This is a genomic window from Soonwooa buanensis, from assembly GCF_900167905.1.
Taxonomy (GTDB): domain Bacteria; phylum Bacteroidota; class Bacteroidia; order Flavobacteriales; family Weeksellaceae; genus Soonwooa; species Soonwooa buanensis.
The window spans coordinates 26,074-46,304 of sequence record NZ_FUYZ01000001.1; the positions used below are offsets into that span (position 1 = coordinate 26,074).

19 protein-coding genes are annotated in these 20,231 nt (G+C 34.7%); 13 read left to right on the top strand and 6 right to left on the bottom strand.

The window, feature by feature from the left end; translation table 11 throughout:
• Nucleotides 1-2 precede the first annotated feature (2 nt).
• The 4 genes from B5X62_RS00155 to B5X62_RS00170 all read right to left on the bottom strand — a co-directional run bounded on the left by B5X62_RS00155 (nt 3) and on the right by B5X62_RS00170 (nt 2,934).
• Nucleotides 3-353, bottom strand: coding sequence for an FtsB family cell division protein (locus B5X62_RS00155; protein WP_079665373.1), 351 nt, complete (start codon nt 351-353; stop codon nt 3-5).
• The gene (gene udk, locus B5X62_RS00160) at nt 353-964 is read right to left on the bottom strand and encodes a uridine kinase (RefSeq protein ID WP_079665374.1); all 612 of its coding nucleotides are present in this window, start codon (nt 962-964) and stop codon (nt 353-355) included. The genes B5X62_RS00155 and udk overlap by 1 nt, the downstream gene beginning before the upstream one ends.
• A gap of 135 nt (nt 965-1,099) precedes the next feature.
• Nucleotides 1,100-1,660: a SanA/YdcF family protein gene (locus B5X62_RS00165; protein WP_185116707.1), complete on the bottom strand. Its 561-nt coding sequence runs from the start codon at nt 1,658-1,660 to the stop codon at nt 1,100-1,102.
• A 140-nt stretch (nt 1,661-1,800) separates the two neighbouring features.
• Complete coding sequence (locus B5X62_RS00170; RefSeq protein WP_079665376.1) at nt 1,801-2,934, bottom strand: ferredoxin--NADP reductase; 1,134 nt, start codon at nt 2,932-2,934, stop codon at nt 1,801-1,803.
• An 80-nt stretch (nt 2,935-3,014) separates the two neighbouring features.
• On the opposite strand from B5X62_RS00170, the gene B5X62_RS00175 reads away from it, so the two are divergent.
• The 9 genes from B5X62_RS00175 (at nt 3,015) to B5X62_RS00215 (ending at nt 12,524) form a co-directional block, all read left to right on the top strand.
• Nucleotides 3,015-3,650, top strand: coding sequence for a TlpA family protein disulfide reductase (locus B5X62_RS00175; RefSeq protein WP_079665377.1), 636 nt, complete (start codon nt 3,015-3,017; stop codon nt 3,648-3,650).
• Nucleotides 3,651-3,720: 70 nt separating this feature from the next.
• Nucleotides 3,721-4,698, top strand: coding sequence for a FecCD family ABC transporter permease (locus tag B5X62_RS00180; protein ID WP_079665378.1), 978 nt, complete (start codon nt 3,721-3,723; stop codon nt 4,696-4,698).
• Nucleotides 4,699-4,700: 2 nt separating this feature from the next.
• Nucleotides 4,701-5,642 carry an ABC transporter ATP-binding protein gene (locus tag B5X62_RS00185; protein ID WP_079665379.1) on the top strand — a complete coding sequence of 314 codons (942 nt, stop codon included), beginning with the start codon at nt 4,701-4,703 and terminating at the stop codon, nt 5,640-5,642.
• A gap of 139 nt (nt 5,643-5,781) precedes the next feature.
• A complete protein-coding gene (locus B5X62_RS00190; RefSeq protein WP_079665380.1) occupies nt 5,782-6,234 on the top strand; it encodes a MarR family winged helix-turn-helix transcriptional regulator in 453 nt (150 codons plus the stop codon).
• 53 nt (nt 6,235-6,287) lie between these two features.
• Entirely contained in the window at nt 6,288-8,693 is a 2,406-nt protein-coding gene (locus B5X62_RS00195) for a 3-hydroxyacyl-CoA dehydrogenase/enoyl-CoA hydratase family protein (RefSeq protein ID WP_079665381.1), read from the top strand.
• Nucleotides 8,694-8,721: 28 nt separating this feature from the next.
• A complete protein-coding gene (locus tag B5X62_RS00200; protein WP_079665382.1) occupies nt 8,722-9,084 on the top strand; it encodes a four helix bundle protein in 363 nt (120 codons plus the stop codon).
• 37 nt (nt 9,085-9,121) lie between these two features.
• On the top strand, nt 9,122-10,300 hold the full coding sequence (locus tag B5X62_RS00205; RefSeq protein ID WP_079665383.1) for a thiolase family protein: 1,179 nt from the start codon (nt 9,122-9,124) through the stop codon (nt 10,298-10,300).
• 34 nt (nt 10,301-10,334) lie between these two features.
• Nucleotides 10,335-10,691 carry a four helix bundle protein gene (locus B5X62_RS00210; RefSeq protein WP_079665384.1) on the top strand — a complete coding sequence of 119 codons (357 nt, stop codon included), beginning with the start codon at nt 10,335-10,337 and terminating at the stop codon, nt 10,689-10,691.
• A 57-nt stretch (nt 10,692-10,748) separates the two neighbouring features.
• Nucleotides 10,749-12,524, top strand: a complete 1,776-nt coding sequence (locus B5X62_RS00215) for an acyl-CoA dehydrogenase family protein (protein WP_079665385.1) — start codon at nt 10,749-10,751, stop codon at nt 12,522-12,524.
• A 102-nt stretch (nt 12,525-12,626) separates the two neighbouring features.
• Here the strand turns inward: B5X62_RS00215 and B5X62_RS00220 are convergent, their stop codons facing one another.
• The gene (locus B5X62_RS00220; protein WP_079665386.1) at nt 12,627-13,523 is read right to left on the bottom strand and encodes a helix-turn-helix domain-containing protein; all 897 of its coding nucleotides are present in this window, start codon (nt 13,521-13,523) and stop codon (nt 12,627-12,629) included.
• A 178-nt stretch (nt 13,524-13,701) separates the two neighbouring features.
• On the opposite strand from B5X62_RS00220, the gene B5X62_RS00225 reads away from it, so the two are divergent.
• From B5X62_RS00225 to B5X62_RS00240, 4 genes are all read left to right on the top strand, one after another.
• On the top strand, nt 13,702-14,685 hold the full coding sequence (locus B5X62_RS00225) for an aldo/keto reductase (RefSeq protein ID WP_079665387.1): 984 nt from the start codon (nt 13,702-13,704) through the stop codon (nt 14,683-14,685).
• 573 nt (nt 14,686-15,258) lie between these two features.
• Complete coding sequence (locus B5X62_RS00230; protein ID WP_079665388.1) at nt 15,259-17,520, top strand: T9SS type B sorting domain-containing protein; 2,262 nt, start codon at nt 15,259-15,261, stop codon at nt 17,518-17,520.
• Nucleotides 17,521-17,569: 49 nt separating this feature from the next.
• On the top strand, nt 17,570-18,031 hold the full coding sequence (locus tag B5X62_RS00235) for a potassium channel family protein (protein ID WP_079665389.1): 462 nt from the start codon (nt 17,570-17,572) through the stop codon (nt 18,029-18,031).
• A gap of 148 nt (nt 18,032-18,179) precedes the next feature.
• Nucleotides 18,180-18,527: a DUF4377 domain-containing protein gene (locus B5X62_RS00240; RefSeq protein ID WP_079665390.1), complete on the top strand. Its 348-nt coding sequence runs from the start codon at nt 18,180-18,182 to the stop codon at nt 18,525-18,527.
• 381 nt (nt 18,528-18,908) lie between these two features.
• Here the strand turns inward: B5X62_RS00240 and B5X62_RS00245 are convergent, their stop codons facing one another.
• Entirely contained in the window at nt 18,909-20,204 is a 1,296-nt protein-coding gene (locus tag B5X62_RS00245; protein WP_079665391.1) for an OmpA family protein, read from the bottom strand.
• Nucleotides 20,205-20,231: the final 27 nt, after the last annotated feature.

Sequence of the window (20,231 nt, forward strand, 5' to 3'; positions counted from 1 at the left end):
TTTTACTTTTTATCAATTTTTGTACTATCGGCAACGAGAATAAAGATTTCTTCATTTGGCTTTTTCATGAAGTAATTTTCGCGAGCATATTTTTCTTTCTCGTCTTTATTATTCATTAGCTTTTTGTAGAAAGCATCATTTTTCTCGTATTCGGATTTGTAATAAGCCAACTGATGTTCGTACTTTGTAATGTCACCATTTAACTCATTAACAACTAGAAAAGAGGTGTTATCAAAGAATATCATCCACGCAAAAAACGCCACCAAAGTAATGGTATATTTATTAAGAATGTAGCTGGTAATAAATTTATAACCGCTAGATTTTTTCTTGATATCTTTGATTAGCTCTTTCATTATTTTTTCAATGAATTGTTAATAACTGTGGTCAGAAAATCAATAGCAACGGTATTGTTTTTCATGTTCGGCACGATAAGATCGGCTTCGTTTTTTGATGGTTCGATAAACTCTTGGTGCATCGGTTTAAGCGTCGTTTGGTAACGATGAAGCACTTCTTGCAAATCTCTTCCACGCTCTTGCGTGTCACGACGGATTCTTCGGATTAATCTTTCGTCAGAATCTGTATGTACAAAGACTTTAAGATCATATTCTTTAAGCAATTCTTTGTTTGTTAAAACTAGAATTCCTTCAACTATTAATACATTTTTCGGCTCCACCAAAACATGATCACCCGTTCTCGAATGCGTTACAAACGAATAAACTGGTTGCTCGATCGATTGGTTGTTTTTAAGCGCTTTAACGTGTTGCGTCAACAATTCGAAATCGATAGATTTTGGGTGGTCGTAGTTAAGAGCTTCGCGCTCCGCCAAAGTTAAATTTGGATTATCATGGTAATAATTGTCCTGAGAAAGAACGTTAACACCCTCAACATTAAGTTGTTGGAGAATTTTGTTAACAACAGTGGTTTTTCCTGATCCCGTTCCTCCGGCAATCCCAATTACAAGCATACTTTGATTTTTTACAAATTTAATTTAAAAATAACATTCGGTACAAAAGAATTGATAAGAAATAATGAGATTTGGATATTGTTTTTAAGGATATTAGTTTTTAAAGTTTAAAACAAATCTTATTTAAAAAAAGGATTAATTTTCTTTAGGTGAAATTCCTAAAACATAATAGAACACTGCCAAAACTCTTGCGAAAAATTCGCGCGTATGGTTGCGATAATAACTTTCGTTTTTGGTGACATCTTGTGCATCGAATCCCAACGCATTCATATTATTATTACGAGCAAAAAATAGCGCTCTCAGATTATGAAAACCTTGCGAAACAATGATAACATTGCTCTGTTTATAGACATCTTTGCAACGCAAAATACTTTTGTGCGTGTTAAAACCCTTCGGATCTTCGATGATAATCTCTGGCGGAACACCTTCTGTATAAACCAAAAACTTCTTCATCGCTGCTGGCTCATCATAATTTTTTGATTTTTCGCCACTCACGATTATTTTTTTAATTTTCCCATGATGATATAAAGTCCCTACAGCAGCCATTCTAGAAGTAAAATAAGGATTTGCAAAACCAGATTTCATCTTAGGTGACGTTCCCAAAACCAAGGCGCATTCTCGTGGCGGAACTTTGCTGATTTTGGTGTAAGTCCTCCCACTCGTCAAGGCAAAAACCCAGAAGTTAGCAAGCAGCATCAACAAAAAAATCAATTCAAGGCTGACAAAGATGGTCTTGAAAAAAGATTTTATAAACTTCAACATACAAACAGGTTCGCTTAACTTAATTTTTGAGAGAGTGAATTTAACTATAATTTTTGAAAAAGACGAAAAAATAATTAATCGATTACATCAAAATCTAAAAATAATTCTTGACTCATTGCGATAGCAGAACATGGCAAAATCTTCGATTGTTCCATTTCTTTTTCTGTTAAATATTCGTTTTCTTCCATTTCTACTTCACCTTTTTTAAGTTTACAAATACAGCTTCCGCATACGCCAGATTTGCATGAATAGGGCACATTAATCCCCATTCCTAAAAGTTGTTGCAGGATTTTTCCTTTGTTATTTTTAAGAATGATATCATCGGTCGTTAGATGATTGTATTTAATTTTAAGTTTAATATTTTCGATTAACGGAAAAGCTTTTTCTTGCGGATAAATATCATCATTAAAAGATTCAAACAATTCAAAATGAATATCGCGCTTCGGAATACCGTTGTTGTAACACGCATTGGCAACGGATTTTATCATATCTCCCGGGCCACAAATCAGAACTTTATCCGTCGCATCCCAAATCGTAGATTCTTCGTCTTCTTCATCCAAATGCAAAATCTGATTAATGATCAAATTAACACGTTTCTCATCCAAACGTCCTTCGAAAAGTAAATTATTAATTTTCTGTCTGGAGAAAAAATAATACACAAAAAATCGATCAGAATGTTCCTGTTGAAGCGCGTCTAACTCAGATTCAAAAATGACGTCATCTTTAGTTTTATTACTGTAAAACAAGAAAATTCGGGTTCGTGGTTCTTGGAAAAGAAGATTTTTAATTTGACTAAAAATCGGCGTAATCCCAATACCTGCCGCAAAAGCAAGAATACTGCGCTTCTCATGAGGTTTTATCACCAAACTAAAACGTCCTTGTGGCGCACTGACAGAGACTTCGTCACCAATATTATAATTATCGTAAAGTGCTTTTGCAGAACTTTCTGGAGAACTAATTTTAATAGCAATTTCGAAATTAAATTCATTAGGAGAAGTCGTTATCGAATAATCATTAATTTTTTCTTGTTCATTTTTAATAAACTTTACACTAACATACTGCCCTGATTGATAGCTAAATACAGATTTTAATTCAACTGGAATTTCAAAACCCAATAAGAAACTATCTTTGGTCAAGTCTATTTTTTTAACTAATTTTAACCGATAAAACTGAGGCTGATTACCAACTGATAAAACTTGTTCTGTCATAGCTTCAAAATTAATCAAAAATTATCAAAGTATAATTTCAAGTAAATCAATAATAATCTTAAAAATTCAACTTAAAATAAATGAAAAAATTAGTCTTAAGCCTTGTTTTGGGAGTTTCTTTAATCGCATGTAAAAACGATAAAGAACTAAAATTTGAAGATAAAAATAAAGACGCTGACTCTACGCAAATCGCAACTAATGTTGAAGAAGATTCGCTAAAATCGCATAAAGAATTGTTAGAAGTTAAAGCAGAACAAATGCCTAATTTATTGACTGCAAAGACGAATGACACGCTTTATGTAACCAACTTTTTTGCGACTTGGTGCCAACCTTGTATGGTCGAGATTCCTCATTTTAAAGAAAAAATGGAATCGTTAAAAGGTCAACCTGTAAAATTCACGTTTGTTAGTCTTGACAACAAATCAGATTGGAAAACGGCTGTTAACGATTTCGCTGATGAATACGGACTTCGCAACAATATTGTACTTCTTGATGGGACTACTTTGACACCAGAATTCTTTAGTCAAAATTTTGACACTTGGAATGGTGAAGCTATTCCGTTCACATTAATGCGTCGCGGAAATATGGTCGACGAGTATATGGGATCGATGAAAAAAGAGGAAATTAACAGCAAAATTGACAAAATGATGGCGGCTAATTTTGCGCCGAGCATCGACCAACAAAAAGAAAAAAGTAAGATTACTGGCAAAAAATAATCGAAAAGACATCCAATCGGATGTCTTTTTCTTTATGAATAATTTGTAATTTTGGCGCACAAATAAGACTATGGCTAAAAGCTTCGGAATCCTTGGTATTGTCTTAGGCATCGGTATTCTCATCGCTGTTGCTATCAACCTGAACATAGGTTTTATCCAACTACAATTTCAAGATTTTTATAATGAAAATTCTGTAAATGCTGCGATTGCTGACATTAGAGTCAATCGTGTTCTGGCGATGTTTTTGGCAGGAATTTCGATTCCCAGTAGTGGATTTTTATTACAAGAATATTTTAAAAATCCTTTAGCGGGACCAGATGTTTTGGGAATAACCTCAATCTCGAGTTTGGCGGTTGCTTGTTTTATTTTCTTTTCGCAATCGTGGATTTTGCCCGACTTTTTACAAAATAGTTTTATTAGTTTTTCAGCTATTGGTGGAAGTTTAGCTTTAATGATTGTTTTGATTTTGTTTTCAAAACGCTTTCAAAATTCGTCGTTCATTATTATTTTCGGTTTTTTAATTTCTGCTTTGGCGGGTGCTGTTGTTAGCATTTTGCAATTTTATGTCGAAAGTCAAAGCCTCAAAAATTATATTCTTTGGTCATTTGGCGCAAATAATAATGTAAGTCGAGAGCAACTTTTGATTTTGTTTTTGTTTGTAATTGCAGGACTTTTTTTTAGTTTTAAATCAATAAAACCTTTAATGGGAAGCGCGTTCGGAACTTCTTATGCGCGAAGTATCGGTGTTAATCTTGATACTTTAAAATATTTCGTGATCATCGCAACATCTCTCCTATCAGCTTCTGTCACGGCTTTTTTAGGTCCTATTTTATTCGTCGGAATTGTCGTACCACATTTTTGTCGTTTGTTATTTAATCCTTCCAAACTTTGGCATCAATGGATTCTTAATATGATTTTAGGAATTTTCATTATGTTAAGTTTTTCGATTTTATCAGAGTTAACGCAGTTCCCGATTAATATTATTACGTCAGTTATTGGTATTCCTGTTATACTTTTAATGCTTCTCAAACAATCTAAAAATATATAATTATGAGTACATTTTTAGAATTGAAAAACTTAAGCATTGGCTATAAAAAAACTTTGGTTTCTGAGATTAATACCGAAGCTAGTTTGGGCGAAATTATCCTATTAATGGGAAATAATGGCGTTGGTAAAACAACTTTGATTAAAACTCTTTTAAAACAAAATCAAATTTTAAATGGAGAGGTTTTAATTAGTCAGAAATCATTAAAAACTATTTCGCAGAAAGATATTGCTGAGGATATTGCCATTGTATTTTCTAAAGCAGAAATCCCTACCAATTATACTGTTGAAGAACTTATCAATTTTGGAAAATATATTCATTATCCTTATTATTTTAAAATTGATGAAAAAGATAAAGCTGAGATTTCTGAAATTATTTCTAAATTAAATCTAGAACAATATCGTCACACACAACTCCAACATTTATCTGATGGAAATCTTCAAAAAGCTTTTATTGGTCGAGCCTTAGCACAGAATTCTCCAATCATTATTTTGGACGAACCAACAACACATTTGGATGAAGATAATAAATTAATTATTCTAAACTTACTTCGTTCTCTTGCTAAAACTCAAAACAAATTAATTTTATTTTCGTCACATGATTGGCGTCTCGCTCGTGAATTTGCTGATAAAATTTGGTGGATTCGTGACCAAAAGTTAAATTCAGGAATTACAGAAGAAATTCTGCTAGAACACAAAAACTTCCTCGATCCTCATATTTTTGACATTAATTCTAATTTTGTTTCGCCTAAAATTTTCGCACCACAACTCGAAAAAGAATTGTTATTTTCATTTCTTCAAAAGAATTTCAATGAAGATTTATCCTTGTTTTCAATAACTTACAATGACAATTTGTGGACAATTAGCGAAAATTCTTCAACAAGCTATCACAAAAACCTCTCTGAAATCAAAAATTCGCTACAAACTCGCTTAAAATCTACATTTTAAATAATTTTACTTTCAATTTATTGCGAATAGCATAGCAATTAACCCTCTGATTTTCAATATTTAACATTTATTTAACTTAGATATACTATGCATGCATAATATATTTTCCTACTTTTGAGTAATCACTTTAAAGGTTATTATGGAAAAGAAAAATTCAGATAAAGTTGAAAGTGTAGATTTATTACTTAAATCTGCGTGGTTAGCCGTATCCAAAATGTATTCCGACAAAGCGTCGTTATACAATTCAACAGCGGTACAGGCATTGACATTGCTAAAAATTGACCCCAAAGAAGGCACTCGAAGCACGAATCTTGGTCCTAAAATGGCCATTGAACCAACATCCTTGACTCGAATCATCAAACTTTTAGAAGACAATGGTTATATCTATAAGGAAAAAACGACGACCGACAAACGCGAAGTTATTATTAAACTAACCGATAAAGGCATCGAATCGCGTAACCTATCTAAAAAAGTTGTCCTTGATTTTAATACCAAAGTTGTCGAAACTATTCCTCAAGAAAAGTTTGAAGTTTTTAAGGAAGTGATGACTCAAATTCTAAAAATCGCAAACGATCTTAATAACAAAAAATAACATAATGTTTTTAAAAAGAACATTTTTCAAATAAAATTAAATACAAAATCATAATGAAAAGACGAATCAAACACGTTACAGTATTAGGTTCCGGAATCATGGGAAGCGGTATTGCTGCGCACTTTGCAAACATTGGCGTGGAAGTATTGCTTTTAGACATCGTTCCTTTCGAACTTACTGAGGCTGAACAAAAAAAAGGTTTGACTAAAGAAGACAAAGCGGTTCGTAACAGAATTGCAACCGAAAATTTAGGAAAACTTCAGAAAGCAAGTCCTGCGCTACTCTATTCGCCGAGTTTTGCGAGCAGAATTAAGGTAGGAAACTTCGACGACGATATGAAGAAAATCGCAAATACCGATTGGATTATCGAAGTTGTGGTGGAAAGATTGGACATCAAAAAATCCGTTTACGAAAAAATCGAACAATTCCGCAAGCCTGGAACTTTGGTTTCATCGAACACTTCGGGGATTCCGATTCATCTTTTGACAGAAGGCAGAAGCGATGATTTCAAAGATTATTTCGCAGGAACGCACTTCTTCAACCCTGTTCGTTATTTGCCATTGTTGGAGATTATCCCAACGCCACACACACTTCCAGAAGTAGTAGATTTCTACATGTCTTACGGAGCGAAATTCCTTGGAAAAACGACTGTTTTGGCGAAAGATACGCCGGCGTTTATCGCAAACAGAATAGGCGTTTTCGGAATTATGAACATCTTTAATACGATTCAGAAATTAGGTTTAAATATTTCTGATGTTGATAAATTGACTGGTCCAGTTATCGGTCGTCCAAAATCAGCGACTTTCCGTACGGCGGATGTTGTTGGATTGGATACCTTGGTTCACGTGGCAAACGGCGTTCGCGAAAGCGGTGTTGAGCAAGATATGTTCAAAGATCAGTTCGCAATGCCAAGTTACATCGATTTCTTAACGACGAATAATTTCTTAGGTTCAAAATCGGGTCAAGGTTTCTTCAAAAAGGTGAAAAACGCTGAAGGAAATTCAGAAATTCTAAGATTAAATCTTGATACTTTAGAATACGAAGCGCAAGGAAAAGTAAGTTTCCCAACTTTAGAATTAACGAAAACCATTGAAAAACCTTTGGATCGTTTCAAAGTGTTAATCGGCGGTAAAGATAAAGCGGGTGAATTCTACAGATTGACTTTAGGATCGATGTTTGCGTACGTTTCGCACAAAGTTCCTGAAATTTCTGATGACATCTACAAAATCGACGACGCGATGAAAGCTGGTTTCGGTTGGGAAAATGGACCATTCGAAATTTGGGATGCAGTTGGTGTTCAAAAAGGTGTAGAATTGGCTAAAGAAGCAGGTTACGAAGTTTCGGATTGGGCTAAAGAATTGGCCTCAAAAAATGAAACTTTCTATAAAGTTAATGATGAAGGTCAAAGTATTTTCTATGATAAAAATACGGGTAACTACGATCAAATCCCTGGTCAGGAAGCTTTTATCATCCTTGATAATATAAGAAAAAACAAAACACTTTGGAGCAATTCAGGTGCTTCGATTGAAGATCTAGGCGACGGAATCATCAATTTTGAAATTCATTCAAAAATGAATTCTTTGGGTGGTGAAGTTTTAGACGGATTGAACCGAGCAATTGATCTAGCCGAAAAAGAATACGATGGATTGGTAATTGGTAACCAAGGAGCAAATTTCTCTGTAGGTGCTAATTTAGCAATGATTATGATGATGGCGGTAGATCAAGATTGGGACGATTTGAATATGGCAATTGCGTATTTCCAAAACTCAATGATGAGAATTCGTTATTCATCTATTCCTGTTGTAGTTGCGCCTCACACCATGACTTTAGGTGGTGGTTGCGAAATGACGCTTCACGCCGATAGAGTTGTTGCAGCAGCAGAAACGTATATCGGTTTGGTTGAATTAGGAGTTGGTGTAATTCCTGGTGGTGGTGGAACCAAAGAATTGACATTGAGAACTTGTAAAGATTTCATGAAAGACGATGTTAAAACCAACAGACTTCGTGATGCTTTCATGAATATTGCGATGGCAAAAGTAGCAACTTCTGCTTATGAAGCTTACGATATGGGAATTCTAGAGCATGGAAAAGACATCGTTGTTGTTGATAAAAAACGTCAAATTGCCGAAGCTAAAAAAGTTGCAAAACTATTAGCAGAACAAGGTTACACACAACCAATTGAACAAAAAGTTACCGTTCTTGGAAAAGATGCTTTAGGAATGTTCTACGTAGGAACAGACCAAATGCTTGCAGGAAATTTCATTTCCGAATACGACAAGAAAATTGCAGACAAACTAGCAAACGTAATGGTAGGTGGAAATCTCTCCGAACCAACTGCCGTTTCCGAAAGATATTTATTGAATCTTGAAAGAGAAACCTTCCTTTCCCTTTGTGGAGAAAGAAAAACCCTTGAAAGAATTCAGCATATGTTACAAACTGGGAAACCATTGCGTAATTAGAAGTTAGATGTTAGATATTAGAATTTAGATGAAAGCGCACAGATTACAAGACTTAATGATTTGGAAAAAGTCAATGACTTTGGTAAAAGAGATTTATCTTATCACCGAAGAATTGCCTTCTCAAGAAAAGTTTGGTCTTATTTCTCAATTGAGAAGATATGCAATTTCAATTCCTTCTAATATCGCAGAAGGTGCTGGTAGAAATAATCCGAAAGAATTTTATCAATTTTTAGGAATTGCTTCAGGCTCAACATATGAATTGGAAACACAATTAATTCTTTTAATTGAATTACAATTTATTGAAGAACAAAAAATTACACCTCTGCTAAATGATCTAACTGAAATTCAGAAAATGATTTACAAGTTTAAAACCAATTTAATTAACGGTTAGTCGTCTAACTTCTAACCTCTAAATTCTAACTTCTAAAATGAAAACAGCATACATCATAAAAGGTTACCGTACAGCCGTAGGAAAAGCTCCTAAAGGATCTCTACGCTTTACAAGACCAGACGAATTAGCGGCTACAGTTATTGAAAAATTAATGGCTGAAGTTCCGCAACTAGATAAAGACAGAATCGACGATCTTATCGTTGGAAACGCAATGCCAGAAGCAGAACAAGGTTTAAACGTGGCAAGATTAATCTCTTTAATGGGATTGAATACAGATAAAGTTCCAGGTGTTACCATTAACAGATATTGTGCATCAGGATCTGAAGCTATTGCGATTGCAACTGCAAAAATCCAGTCAGGAATGGCAGATTGTATTATTGCAGGTGGTACAGAATCTATGAGTTATATTCCAATGGGTGGTTACAAACCAGTTCCAGACCCAATTTTAGCAAAATCTAACCCAGATTATTATTGGGGAATGGGCTACACAGCGGAAGCAGTGGCAAAAGAATATAATATTTCCCGTGAAGCTCAAGATCAGTTTGCTTTCAACTCTCATCAAAAAGCATTAAAAGCTATTGCTGAAGGGAGATTCAAAGATCAAATTGTTCCAATTCCAGTTGAATACACTTTCGTGGACGATAAGCAAAAATTACAATCTAAAAAGTTTGATTTTGCAATGGATGAAGGTCCAAGAGCAGACACTTCTTTGGAAGGTTTAGCTAAACTAAGACCTGTTTTCGCACAAGGAGGAAGCGTAACGGCAGGTAACTCTTCTCAAATGTCAGACGGAGCAGCTTTCGTTATCGTAATGTCAGAGGATATGGTGAAAGAATTAGGTCTTGAACCAGAAGCAAGATTGGTTTCTTACGCCGCTGCAGGTCTAGAACCAAGAATCATGGGAATGGGGCCAGTTTATGCGGTGCCAAAAGCTTTAAAACAAGCTGGACTTCAATTAAACGACATTGACTTAATCGAACTTAATGAAGCATTTGCTTCTCAATCGGTTGCCGTAATAAACGAATTAGGAATCAATCCAGAAATCACGAACGTAAACGGAGGTGCAATAGCGCTTGGTCACCCACTTGGATGTACAGGAGCAAAATTGGCGGTTCAGTTATTCGACGAAATGAAAAAACGTGGCAACAAATACGGAATGGTTACCATGTGTGTTGGAACTGGACAAGGAGCTGCGGCGATCTACGAACTTTTATAAAATTATAGATTTTAAATTATAAATTTTAGATGAAATGAGTTTCAAAGAAGATAATTTGATTCAGAAAAAATCTTTTGAATTTGCACTTGAAATAATCAAACTTTATTCAATTTGTAAATCTCAAAACGAATACGTTCTGTCTAAACAAATTCTCCGCTCTGGAACTTCGATTGGTGCAAATGTAGAAGAAGCTATTGCCGCACAATCAAGACGTGATTTTATATCCAAACTTTCAATAGCAAATAAAGAGGCTCGTGAAACCAAATATTGGTTAAAGTTATATCAATCTTCAAATTTAATTCAATTTGATGTAACTCAATATCTCATTGAAATTGAAAGCATTATTAACATTTTAACTAAAATCATAAAAACTTCATCTGAAAATTTATAACCAAGTCTCAATAATTTAAAATCTATAATCCAAAATTTAAAATTAAAAAAATATAATATGGCAAATTTAACTGGCGGCGAGTTCCTAATCAAGGAAATCCCAGCAAACGAAATCTTCTCTTTGGAGGAGCTAAATGAAGAACAAAAAATGCTTCGCGACTCTGCAAAAGAGTTTATCGACAGAGAAGTTGTTCCGAATAGAGAAAAATTCGAACATAATGATTACGCATTCACGGAAGAATGTATGAAAAAATTAGGCGAAATGGGAATGTTGGGAATCACTGTTCCTGAGCAATACGGCGGTATGGGAATGGGCTTCATCAACACGATGTTGGCTTGCGATTACCTTTCTGGTGCTACGGGCTCGTTGGCTACGGCTTTCGGTGCGCACACGGGAATCGGGACGCTTCCTACCCTTTTGTACGGTTCTGAAGCTTTAAAAGCGAAATATCTTCCAGACTTAGCAGCAGGAACAAAATTCGGGGCTTACTGTTTGACAGAGCCGGATGCAGGTTCGGATGCGAATTCTGGGAAAACAAAAGCGGTTCTTTCGGCTGATGGAAAACATTACATCATTAACGGACAAAAAATGTGGATCTCTAACGCAGGTTTTGCAGATACTTTCACGCTTTTCGCAAAAATTGATGATGATAAAAACATCACTGGTTTCGTTATCAATCGTTCTGAATTGGAAGATCCAAATTCTCTAACTTTAGGTGAAGAAGAGCACAAATTAGGAATCCGAGCGTCTTCGACAAGACAAGTTTTCTTCAACGACATGAAAGTTCCAGTGGAAAATATGTTGGGGGAAAGAAATAACGGTTTCAAAATCGCCTTAAATGCATTAAATGTTGGTCGTATCAAGTTAGCAGCGGCTTGTTTGGATGCTCAAAGAAGAATTTTAAATCATTCAATTCAATATTCAAACGAAAGAAAACAGTTTGGCGTTTCGATTTCAACTTTTGGAGCAATCAGAAAGAAATTAGCTGAAATGGCTACAGGAACTTTCGTTTCTGAATCAGGTTCGTACCGTGCTGCAAAAGATGTTCAGGATAAAATCGACGAATTGGTTGCTGGTGGAATGAATCACCAAGAAGCAGAATTGAAAGGTGTTGAAGAATTTGCCGTTGAATGTTCAATTCTAAAAGTTTTCGTTTCAGATTTAGCACAACATACAGCTGATGAAGGTATCCAAATCTACGGTGGAATGGGCTTCTCAGAAGATACACCAATGGAAGCAGCTTGGAGAGATTCAAGAATTTCAAGAATTTATGAAGGAACCAACGAAATTAACAGACTTCTTGCAGTTGGAATGCTAATTAAGCGCGCTATGAAGGGACAATTAGACCTTTTAACTCCTGCAATGGCGATTTCTAAAGAGTTGATGGGAATTCCATCTTTCGAAATTCCAGATTATTCGGCTTACATGAGCGAAGAAAAAGCGATCATCGCAAACTTGAAAAAAGTATTCTTGATGGTTTCAGGCGCAGCGCTTCAAAAATACATGATGGATATCGAAAAGCAACAACATTTATTGCTAAATGCGTCTGAGATTTTGAACCAAATTTACATGGCAGAATCTGCAATCCTAAGAGCTGAAAAACATTTCTCACCAGATTCAGTGGAAGCAGCAATGGCTCAATTGAATCTTTACAAAGCAATCGAGAAAATCATCACAGCGGCTAAGGAAGGTATCGTTTCTTTCGCAGAAGGTGACGAGCAAAGAATGATGTTATCTGGTCTTAGAAGATTCACGAAATACACCAACACTCCAAATGTTGTAGCACTTACAGAGAAAATTGCTGCACATTACGTGGAGAAAGGACATTATTAGACAATAGATTTTGAGAGTGGAGATTTGAGATTTAAATTTTAAATTCAAAAAACCTTAAAACTCAAAACAATAAAAAAACCTCGCGATTGCGAGGTTTTTTGTTTAATTCAAATTCCTAAATTCGTTCGGGCTTATGCCAACTTTTTGCTTGAATAACCTCGTAAAATGCTGCGGATATTTGAAACCTAAATCGTAAGCGACTTCAGAAATCGACTTTTCCAAATCAAAAATCCTTTCCTTACCTATCGAAATTACTTTGTTCTGTATAAATTCTTGAGCCGTTTTTCCTGTTTCTTTTTTAATTAAATCTCCAAAATAATTGGGTGACAAATGCAACTGCTCTGCACAATAAGAAACGGACACCAAGCCCAATTTCATCGGTTTTTCAGATGAATAATAATCGTTCAGTAAATCCTCAAATTTTTCTAGAATACCTCTATTAATATGATCTCGAGTGATAAATTGACGATCATAATATCTAGTACAATAGCCCAACAACAATTCAATATTCGAGCTGATTAAAGTTTTCGAATGTTTATCGATATTTTGGTGCAATTCCGCCTCTATTTTTGAGAAAATTTCGATAATCATCGATTTCTCTTTCTCTGACAAATGTAAAGCTTCGGACGTATTATAGGAAAAAAATCCATAGTCATGAATTTTCTTCGCCAAACTTGTTCCAAATAAAAAATCGGGATGAAAAACCAATGCCATTCCACTCGGTTGATACACATCTTCCACGTTGGATGTTTCCACAATCTGTTCTGGCGCAAAGAAAACCAAAGTCCCTTCCTGATAATCGTAGGTATTGTTTCCATATTTTAGGTCGCCACATTTTGTCTTTTTCAGGATGACACAATACAAATCAAAATGCATCCGATGTTCCTTTCTTGGAGCCGCTTTTGATAAATCAACAATGCCTACCAAAGGATGCAAAGTTGGATTATTATTGAAGTCGTTGTAATCTTTAACGCTTTTAAAATGAATACTTTCAGCCATTTCATCTCGGTTTTGTCACACAAAATTACACAATCTTTAAACTCAAAAACAATGAAGAAACCCCAATCTGTAAAAATGGTAAATAATAAAGTAATTTATCTACAAAAGACTTATCAAAATCTTCGGAATTTTGTCATGTAAAAGAAGAAAATATTAAAAACTTAAAAAATAGAAAACAATGGAAAAAATAATTTTAGGAAAAAATGGACTTGAAGTTTCCGAACTTGGTTTCGGGTGTATGGGATTAACTTTTGGATATGGAAATGCTGTCGAAGAAAATAAAGCCATCGAAATCATCCAAACTGCTTATGAAAAAGGTGTTACTTTCTTTGATACTGCAGAAGCCTACAGTCAAGGTTTGAACGAAAAATATTTAGGAAAAGCCGTAAAATCATTCCGTGACAAGGTTGTTTTGGCAACTAAATTTGGTTTTAAAGAAGGTGGTTCTTCAGTTGGATTAGACAGCCGTCCAGAGCGCATTCGTATTGTTATTGAGAATTCTCTACGTTATTTGCAAACCGATTATATCGACCTTTTCTATCAACACCGCCAAGACCCAGAAGTTCCTGTTGAAGAAGTCGCTGGAACGATGCGCGATTTGGTTAATGAAGGTAAAATATTGCATTGGGGGCTTTCCGAAGCAAGTGCACAAACCATTCGTAGAGCGCATAAGGAATTTCCTGTAACTGCTTTACAAAGTGAATACTCTCTATTTTGGCGCGAACCCGAAAAAGAAATCATTCCCACTTTAGAAGAATTGGAAATTGGTTTTGTGCCTTTCAGCCCTTTAGGAAAAGGCTTTTTGACAGGAGCCATCAATTCGGACACCAAATTCGAAGCCAACGATTTCCGAAATACTGTTCCGAGATTTAATGAAGAAAATAGAAAAAACAATCAAGCTTTGGTGGATATGTTAACCAATTTGGCGGCACAAAAAAATGCAACTCCAGCTCAAATTGCCTTAGCGTGGTTGCTTGCACAAAAACCATGGATTGCTCCAATTCCAGGAACCACAAAAATCCACAGATTAGAAGAAAATATTGGTTCGACAAAAGTAAAACTTACCATAGAAGAACTTCAAAAAATTGAAGAACTATCATCCAAAATAGAACTTGTTGGCGAGCGTTATGCGCCTGCACAACAGAAAATGATAGATAAATAGGATTGGAATTTGATATTCTAACTTTAAACTCGAAAACATAAAACTTGAAACAACAGAAAACCTCGCGATTGCGAGGTTTTTTTGCTTTATATTTCATCTACAGAAGATATGTAATTTTCAAAAGTTTCTTGAAATTGATCTAAACTTTCTGTTCGCGAGTTTATGATTTTCGCAGATTTACAAACATCATATTTTACACTATGTAGACTGTTAGCATTGCTTTGCTATTTTTTACGCCAAACTTTAGTAAAGAGTTTTTATCGTCAATGTTTCTTTCGACAACTTTTTTGCTTGTTTTTTTTTAACTAAATGATTGACAGCATTCATTACGTTAATTGAGACCAGCTACTGTCTAGTTTGTTACTATTATAATTTTTATAAATTTTCCTACTTTCCATATGATTTTTTTACTCATTAAAGGTGTCTTATTTTAAAAGCAATGTTATAAAAATTAATAATAACATTGATAACCAATACTATATTTTACTTTTTTATATTAATAGTAGTTATTTTTTGTAGATTTAACAAAACAAAAAAAAGTCAGCAACTATCAAAATTATTCTTCAGATAAATATGAAAAAATTTTTACTCATTTTACCATATTTTTTTTCAATATTAATATACTCCCAATGTAACACCTTTTCGGATTGTAATCCTAATAGTGGCTTATATTCTGGCAATGATCCTAGCCTAATAGAATATGATAATTTTACAGTTGCTTTTCATACCTCAGTGGTTAAAGATGCTTTTGGTCAATGGAAAATTTGGGGCGCAAATGGAAAATCGGATGGCACCACACCAGCGAGTGTTCCCCAAATAATAAATCAAGAAAACTATCCAAAATTACGTGGTGATATTTTAAAAGTTGCACTAGGCTCCTTTTATGGTAATGGTCAATTAATTGTATTAACAACAGAAGGTTTATTTGCTGGAGGTGCTTCTGGGGCAGTAATCCCGTTAAGTATCAAACCGACTGACGAATTTGATAAAGTGACTGTGGATTCTAAGTCAGATGGTTTGCCAGCTGGGATAACACCACAAGATGTCAAAATGCTTTTCGCTTCCACTTATACATTAATCTTGACAACATGTACCGGCGAGGTATATGTCCTAAGCGAAAACCCAGTAGCTTGGGCTAATGGAAAGCAAGGAAGTGATAATGTGTGGCATCAAGTTATGGAAAATCCTACTACGTCACTTAAAGATGTCATCGTCTGTCGTGGGCAAAGTGCAAAAGGATATGCGTTAAAAAAAGATGGTTCGCTATGGACTTGGGGCGAAAAAGTACAACTAGGAGCCAATCAAATATCACAGACTGTTTCTCTTGATTATGCAACTAAAATGCTTGTGCCAACTGGTATTTCGAAAATAAAAATGATACAGATGGGAACTGGACAATTAGATACTGCATCTTATTTTGTCTTAGATGATCTAGGACAACTTTTTGTACTCGGCCATAATGAATATGGACAGTTAGGAACAGTTCCATACATAAAAAAGATACAAAAGACATGGGCTATTTCAAGATATACAGATGGCAGCCCTGTTAATGACATTGTTTGGGTTTCTTCTGGCGAACATCAAAGTTGGGGAGAGAATACCGGAATAATTACAAAAGATGGAAAATACTACACCGCTGGTAATAATGGATATTACATGATTGGTAGAGAAAAACAAGGAACTTATAATTATTGGGGAGCATCGAATGGCATTTTATCATCAGACATTATAACATTTTGTGAAATAGGTAGCCATTGTAGTGCAGTCATTAAAAAAGGTAGTTCGCATTATGGTTATGCAGGACATCATATTGCTGGCTCCATGGGCGACGGAACAGTAAGTGATGGCGTAGAAATGGCTTACAACTTTGTCATAACACCAGAAGTTTCGGTATGCGGGGTTACTTGTAATGACCCAAGCATTGTAAATAACAGCCCGGTTTGTGATGAAGAAGCCGAAGCTATTTTCACGATACGAAGTACCCCAAATGATAAAGTGGAATATTCGTTAAACAATGGATCAACACAAACAATCACCATTGATAGTACTGGTCGATTTGAAATTAAAATCCCCAATATTACTACCGAACAAGAATTAAAAGTAACTCGCTTTACAAATAATATTTGTGATAAAACCGTTTCTATCGTTTCTAAAATTAAACTAAAACCAAGAACAGATCCTGAATTTTCGAGCTTGAATAAAATCTGTTTTAAGCAAACTAATCCTCCATTGCCAACAACTTCTGACAATGGCATCAAAGGAACTTGGTCACCCGAAATTGACAACCAAAAAGAAATTAAATATACCTTCACACCAGATAAAGGACAATGTGCTAAAATCTTTAGTATCACTATTCCGTTAATTAATAACTCAAACATCAATATTGAAGAATTGGCAAATAATTCTATTAATGTTAATGTAACTGCTGGGACGCCTACGTACGAATATCAACTTCTTGACAGTGAAGAAAACATCATAATACCTTGGCAACCAAACAGTTCTTTCATCAATTTAAAACCAGATTTTTATATTGTGCAAGTAAGAACTTTTGGGACGGACTGTCTATCGCAAGCCGAATATTTGTTTTTAAATATACCTAATGTCATTACACCTAACAACGACGGAAAAAATGATAAATTAAACCTAAAGTATTTAGAAAAGGCGCCAGAAGCTAAACTAACTATTATAGATCGTTTCGGGAAAATAATGGCCGTTTTTAACTCAACCTCAACACATCAGGAATATATAAATTTTAAATCGGGGACCTATTGGTACATCTTCGAAGATGGCAAAGGCAAAACAAAAAATGGTTGGATTTTAGTGAAAAACAATTAGCAGACTCTAATATATTTTAGCAAGTCAAATTTCTCCTTAACTTCGCAACATGTTACAAATTGTATTAGTTGGGATTTTGGTAGTTGCCTGTAATGTATTTATTCAGGCATTGTCGACTCTTTATTTCCTTAAAATATTTATTCCACAATTCAAACGTTGGCGCACAAAAAATGAATTGCTAACTGCATTCGCAATGTTGGTATTTCTCATCATGTTTTTCACACTTTTACACGGTGGGCAATGCACTTTGTGGGCAGCAGTCTATTATTTGAATCCACAAATTTCAAGTTTATCAAGCTTTTCCGAATCTATTTATTTTTCGTTAATTACCTTTACTACCATTGGTTATGGCGATGTCGTCATCGATTCCGAATGGCGGATTCTTGCAGGATTGGAAGCCATTAACGGCATTATGCTTGTTGGATGGTCAACAGCCATGGTTTTTGCATTTTTGCAAGTAATTTATAAAAACGGAAATCATCCTCATTTACATTTTGGCGACGATAAATAATCTTCAAAGCAATGTAAGATTTTGACCATGATTAAGAAAGATTCTCTGGCGCAAAAAAGATTGATTATTTATTTTAAAAGTACTGATGCTACATAACCTCGTGTCATGGCATAGTAATTGAAAAAACTTAACTATTAAATCTAAAATTATGAAATCAAGCCTTAAATTTTTATCAGCTGCTGTATTTTTCATCTCATCTGTGCAATGTAGTGTACAGACGTCGGATAATACAAGTATTAAGACACTTTTTGTAAGTGCAGAACAGAAAGATTGTTCGAACGGAGCTGGGACGCAAAAATGTATGTTAGTCCGAGAGAAACCAACGGACCAGTGGACTTACTTTTATAATCAAATTGATGGATTTACGTATCAACCTGGTTACGACTATGTGTTGACAGTTTCTACAACCAAAATCGCTAATCCACCCGCAGATGCTAGTTCGATTAAATACACATTAATTAAACAAATCTCTAAAAACAAACGTGAACAGTTTTAAAAATTAAAAAATAATCATTTATAAAAGTAAAAGCCGAATCTCGTATTTGGCTTTTGTTGTCTATTTTTTTTAGAAAACAGCAAAATAATTTAGCGCCTTTTTAAGGCTTAAAAACATTTATTGTCCATTTTAAAACAAATTAAAAATCTAATAATCAACATATTACCATTTGCAAAATTCATAAAACACCTATATTTATTATAGAGAATATAAAGTATTTTGCGCAAAAATTAATACTAAAACTTTGCAAATATTTAAACCAAATAACACTCCAGTTCTTTAAATATATTTTTTTAAATATTTGACAGCTCAAGAGTTTAATAAAATAAAAAATGGTCGAAAATACATTCGACCATCTTTATTTTTAAATTATTGATTTTATTATTTCACAAAACGAATAGCAGTTTTTCTATCTGCTTCTCTTTCTTTGTCTGAAGCATCAGCTGGAACTTTTGCAAATTCTGAACCATAACCCTCTGCTTCTTTAACTTGAGCAGAACCTAAAGCAGTTTTAACAGCTGTAGCTCTTTCTTTAGATAATTTTAGGTTAGTTGCAGCATCACCTTTTTTGTCTGTGTAAGCACCAATTTTGATGTTAGCAGCTGGGAACTCAGCAAGAATAGCTTTCAAATTATCTAACTGAACTTGAGATTCTGGTGTTAATTTAGTTGAATTAAACTCGAAATTTAAATTATCAAAATTAAACCATCTGTCTTTAAGTTGTGCTTCTGTTGAGTTCTTATACTCGTCAGATTTTAAGAATGTAACGATTTGATCTTCGATACCTCCTTTGTAAGCATTAATAGTTTTACCACTAGGTAAAGTAACTACCATACTTTCTCTTTGCACCGTTGTACCATTAGCAGTAGAATCTACAGTTGTACTCGATGCAACAGTGTCTGTTACAATTGCAGTACTATCTGTGGTACCAGCAGGTACAGTATCACCTTTTTTGCCACATTGTTTCCATAAGAACCAACCAGCCAATAAAAGAAGTAACAATGGAAGTAACCACTTCAGGATAGAACCTCCTCCTCCATTGTCATTTGGTGGTGGCGTGTGTACATTTCCGCTTTTTGTAACATGAGCGCCAGAGTCAACATACTCTGTCTCTTTGTTAACAACAGGCTTCGGAACTTCCACTGTCGGAGTCGCTGCAGCTGCGGCTCCACCAAGACCTAAACCTGCAAGACTAAGACCCGCTGGTAATAAGCCCGAAACAATGCCTTTTTGATCATTTAACAAATTAGTGAATTGGTTTTGATCTAGATTGTTATCAGTAATATACTTACCTAAAAATCCAAAACTGCTCCCTCCTACTAGATCTAATAATTGGTGACCAGAAGCTGGACTAACACCAGCAAAATTAGATACCGTGTTAACCAAAGTATCTGCCTTTCCTCCAAAAATTAAAGAAATTATTGACTTGATAGTTCCAGCAACGCTGTCAGAACCACTCGTCATCTGAGAAACAAAATCGGAAGACGCAAGACTTTTCAGAGTAGAGAAAAGTGTTGAGTCCCCCGAATTATTTGCCATTCCACCAATAATAGCTGGTAAGAATGCACTAACTGCATTTGACACATTGGAGTTACTTTCTCCTAAATGTGTTGATACTTGTGATACAATTTCTGGACTAAGTTGTCCTTTGATAAGGTCGATTAAGTTAATTGCCATAAGTGTTTATTTTTTTTGATAATACTA

What these genes read in the sequence shown, in the direction of transcription:
- B5X62_RS00155 (WP_079665373.1), bottom strand. Translation starts at nt 353, where the DNA reads ATGAAAGAGCTAATCAAAGATATCAAGAAAAAATCTAGCGGTTATAAA.
- B5X62_RS00185 (WP_079665379.1), top strand. Translation starts at nt 4,701, where the DNA reads ATGAGTACATTTTTAGAATTGAAAAACTTAAGCATTGGCTATAAAAAA.
- B5X62_RS00220 (WP_079665386.1), bottom strand. Translation starts at nt 13,523, where the DNA reads ATGGCTGAAAGTATTCATTTTAAAAGCGTTAAAGATTACAACGACTTC.
- B5X62_RS00205 (WP_079665383.1), top strand. Translation starts at nt 9,122, where the DNA reads ATGAAAACAGCATACATCATAAAAGGTTACCGTACAGCCGTAGGAAAA.
- B5X62_RS00195 (WP_079665381.1), top strand. Translation starts at nt 6,288, where the DNA reads ATGAAAAGACGAATCAAACACGTTACAGTATTAGGTTCCGGAATCATG.
- B5X62_RS00245 (WP_079665391.1), bottom strand. Translation starts at nt 20,204, where the DNA reads ATGGCAATTAACTTAATCGACCTTATCAAAGGACAACTTAGTCCAGAA.
- B5X62_RS00165 (WP_185116707.1), bottom strand. Translation starts at nt 1,660, where the DNA reads ATGCTGCTTGCTAACTTCTGGGTTTTTGCCTTGACGAGTGGGAGGACT.
- B5X62_RS00240 (WP_079665390.1), top strand. Translation starts at nt 18,180, where the DNA reads ATGAAATCAAGCCTTAAATTTTTATCAGCTGCTGTATTTTTCATCTCA.
- B5X62_RS00210 (WP_079665384.1), top strand. Translation starts at nt 10,335, where the DNA reads ATGAGTTTCAAAGAAGATAATTTGATTCAGAAAAAATCTTTTGAATTT.
- B5X62_RS00225 (WP_079665387.1), top strand. Translation starts at nt 13,702, where the DNA reads ATGGAAAAAATAATTTTAGGAAAAAATGGACTTGAAGTTTCCGAACTT.
- B5X62_RS00170 (WP_079665376.1), bottom strand. Translation starts at nt 2,934, where the DNA reads ATGACAGAACAAGTTTTATCAGTTGGTAATCAGCCTCAGTTTTATCGG.
- B5X62_RS00230 (WP_079665388.1), top strand. Translation starts at nt 15,259, where the DNA reads ATGAAAAAATTTTTACTCATTTTACCATATTTTTTTTCAATATTAATA.
- B5X62_RS00180 (WP_079665378.1), top strand. Translation starts at nt 3,721, where the DNA reads ATGGCTAAAAGCTTCGGAATCCTTGGTATTGTCTTAGGCATCGGTATT.
- B5X62_RS00235 (WP_079665389.1), top strand. Translation starts at nt 17,570, where the DNA reads ATGTTACAAATTGTATTAGTTGGGATTTTGGTAGTTGCCTGTAATGTA.
- B5X62_RS00190 (WP_079665380.1), top strand. Translation starts at nt 5,782, where the DNA reads ATGGAAAAGAAAAATTCAGATAAAGTTGAAAGTGTAGATTTATTACTT.
- B5X62_RS00175 (WP_079665377.1), top strand. Translation starts at nt 3,015, where the DNA reads ATGAAAAAATTAGTCTTAAGCCTTGTTTTGGGAGTTTCTTTAATCGCA.
- B5X62_RS00200 (WP_079665382.1), top strand. Translation starts at nt 8,722, where the DNA reads ATGAAAGCGCACAGATTACAAGACTTAATGATTTGGAAAAAGTCAATG.
- udk (WP_079665374.1), bottom strand. Translation starts at nt 964, where the DNA reads ATGCTTGTAATTGGGATTGCCGGAGGAACGGGATCAGGAAAAACCACT.
- B5X62_RS00215 (WP_079665385.1), top strand. Translation starts at nt 10,749, where the DNA reads ATGGCAAATTTAACTGGCGGCGAGTTCCTAATCAAGGAAATCCCAGCA.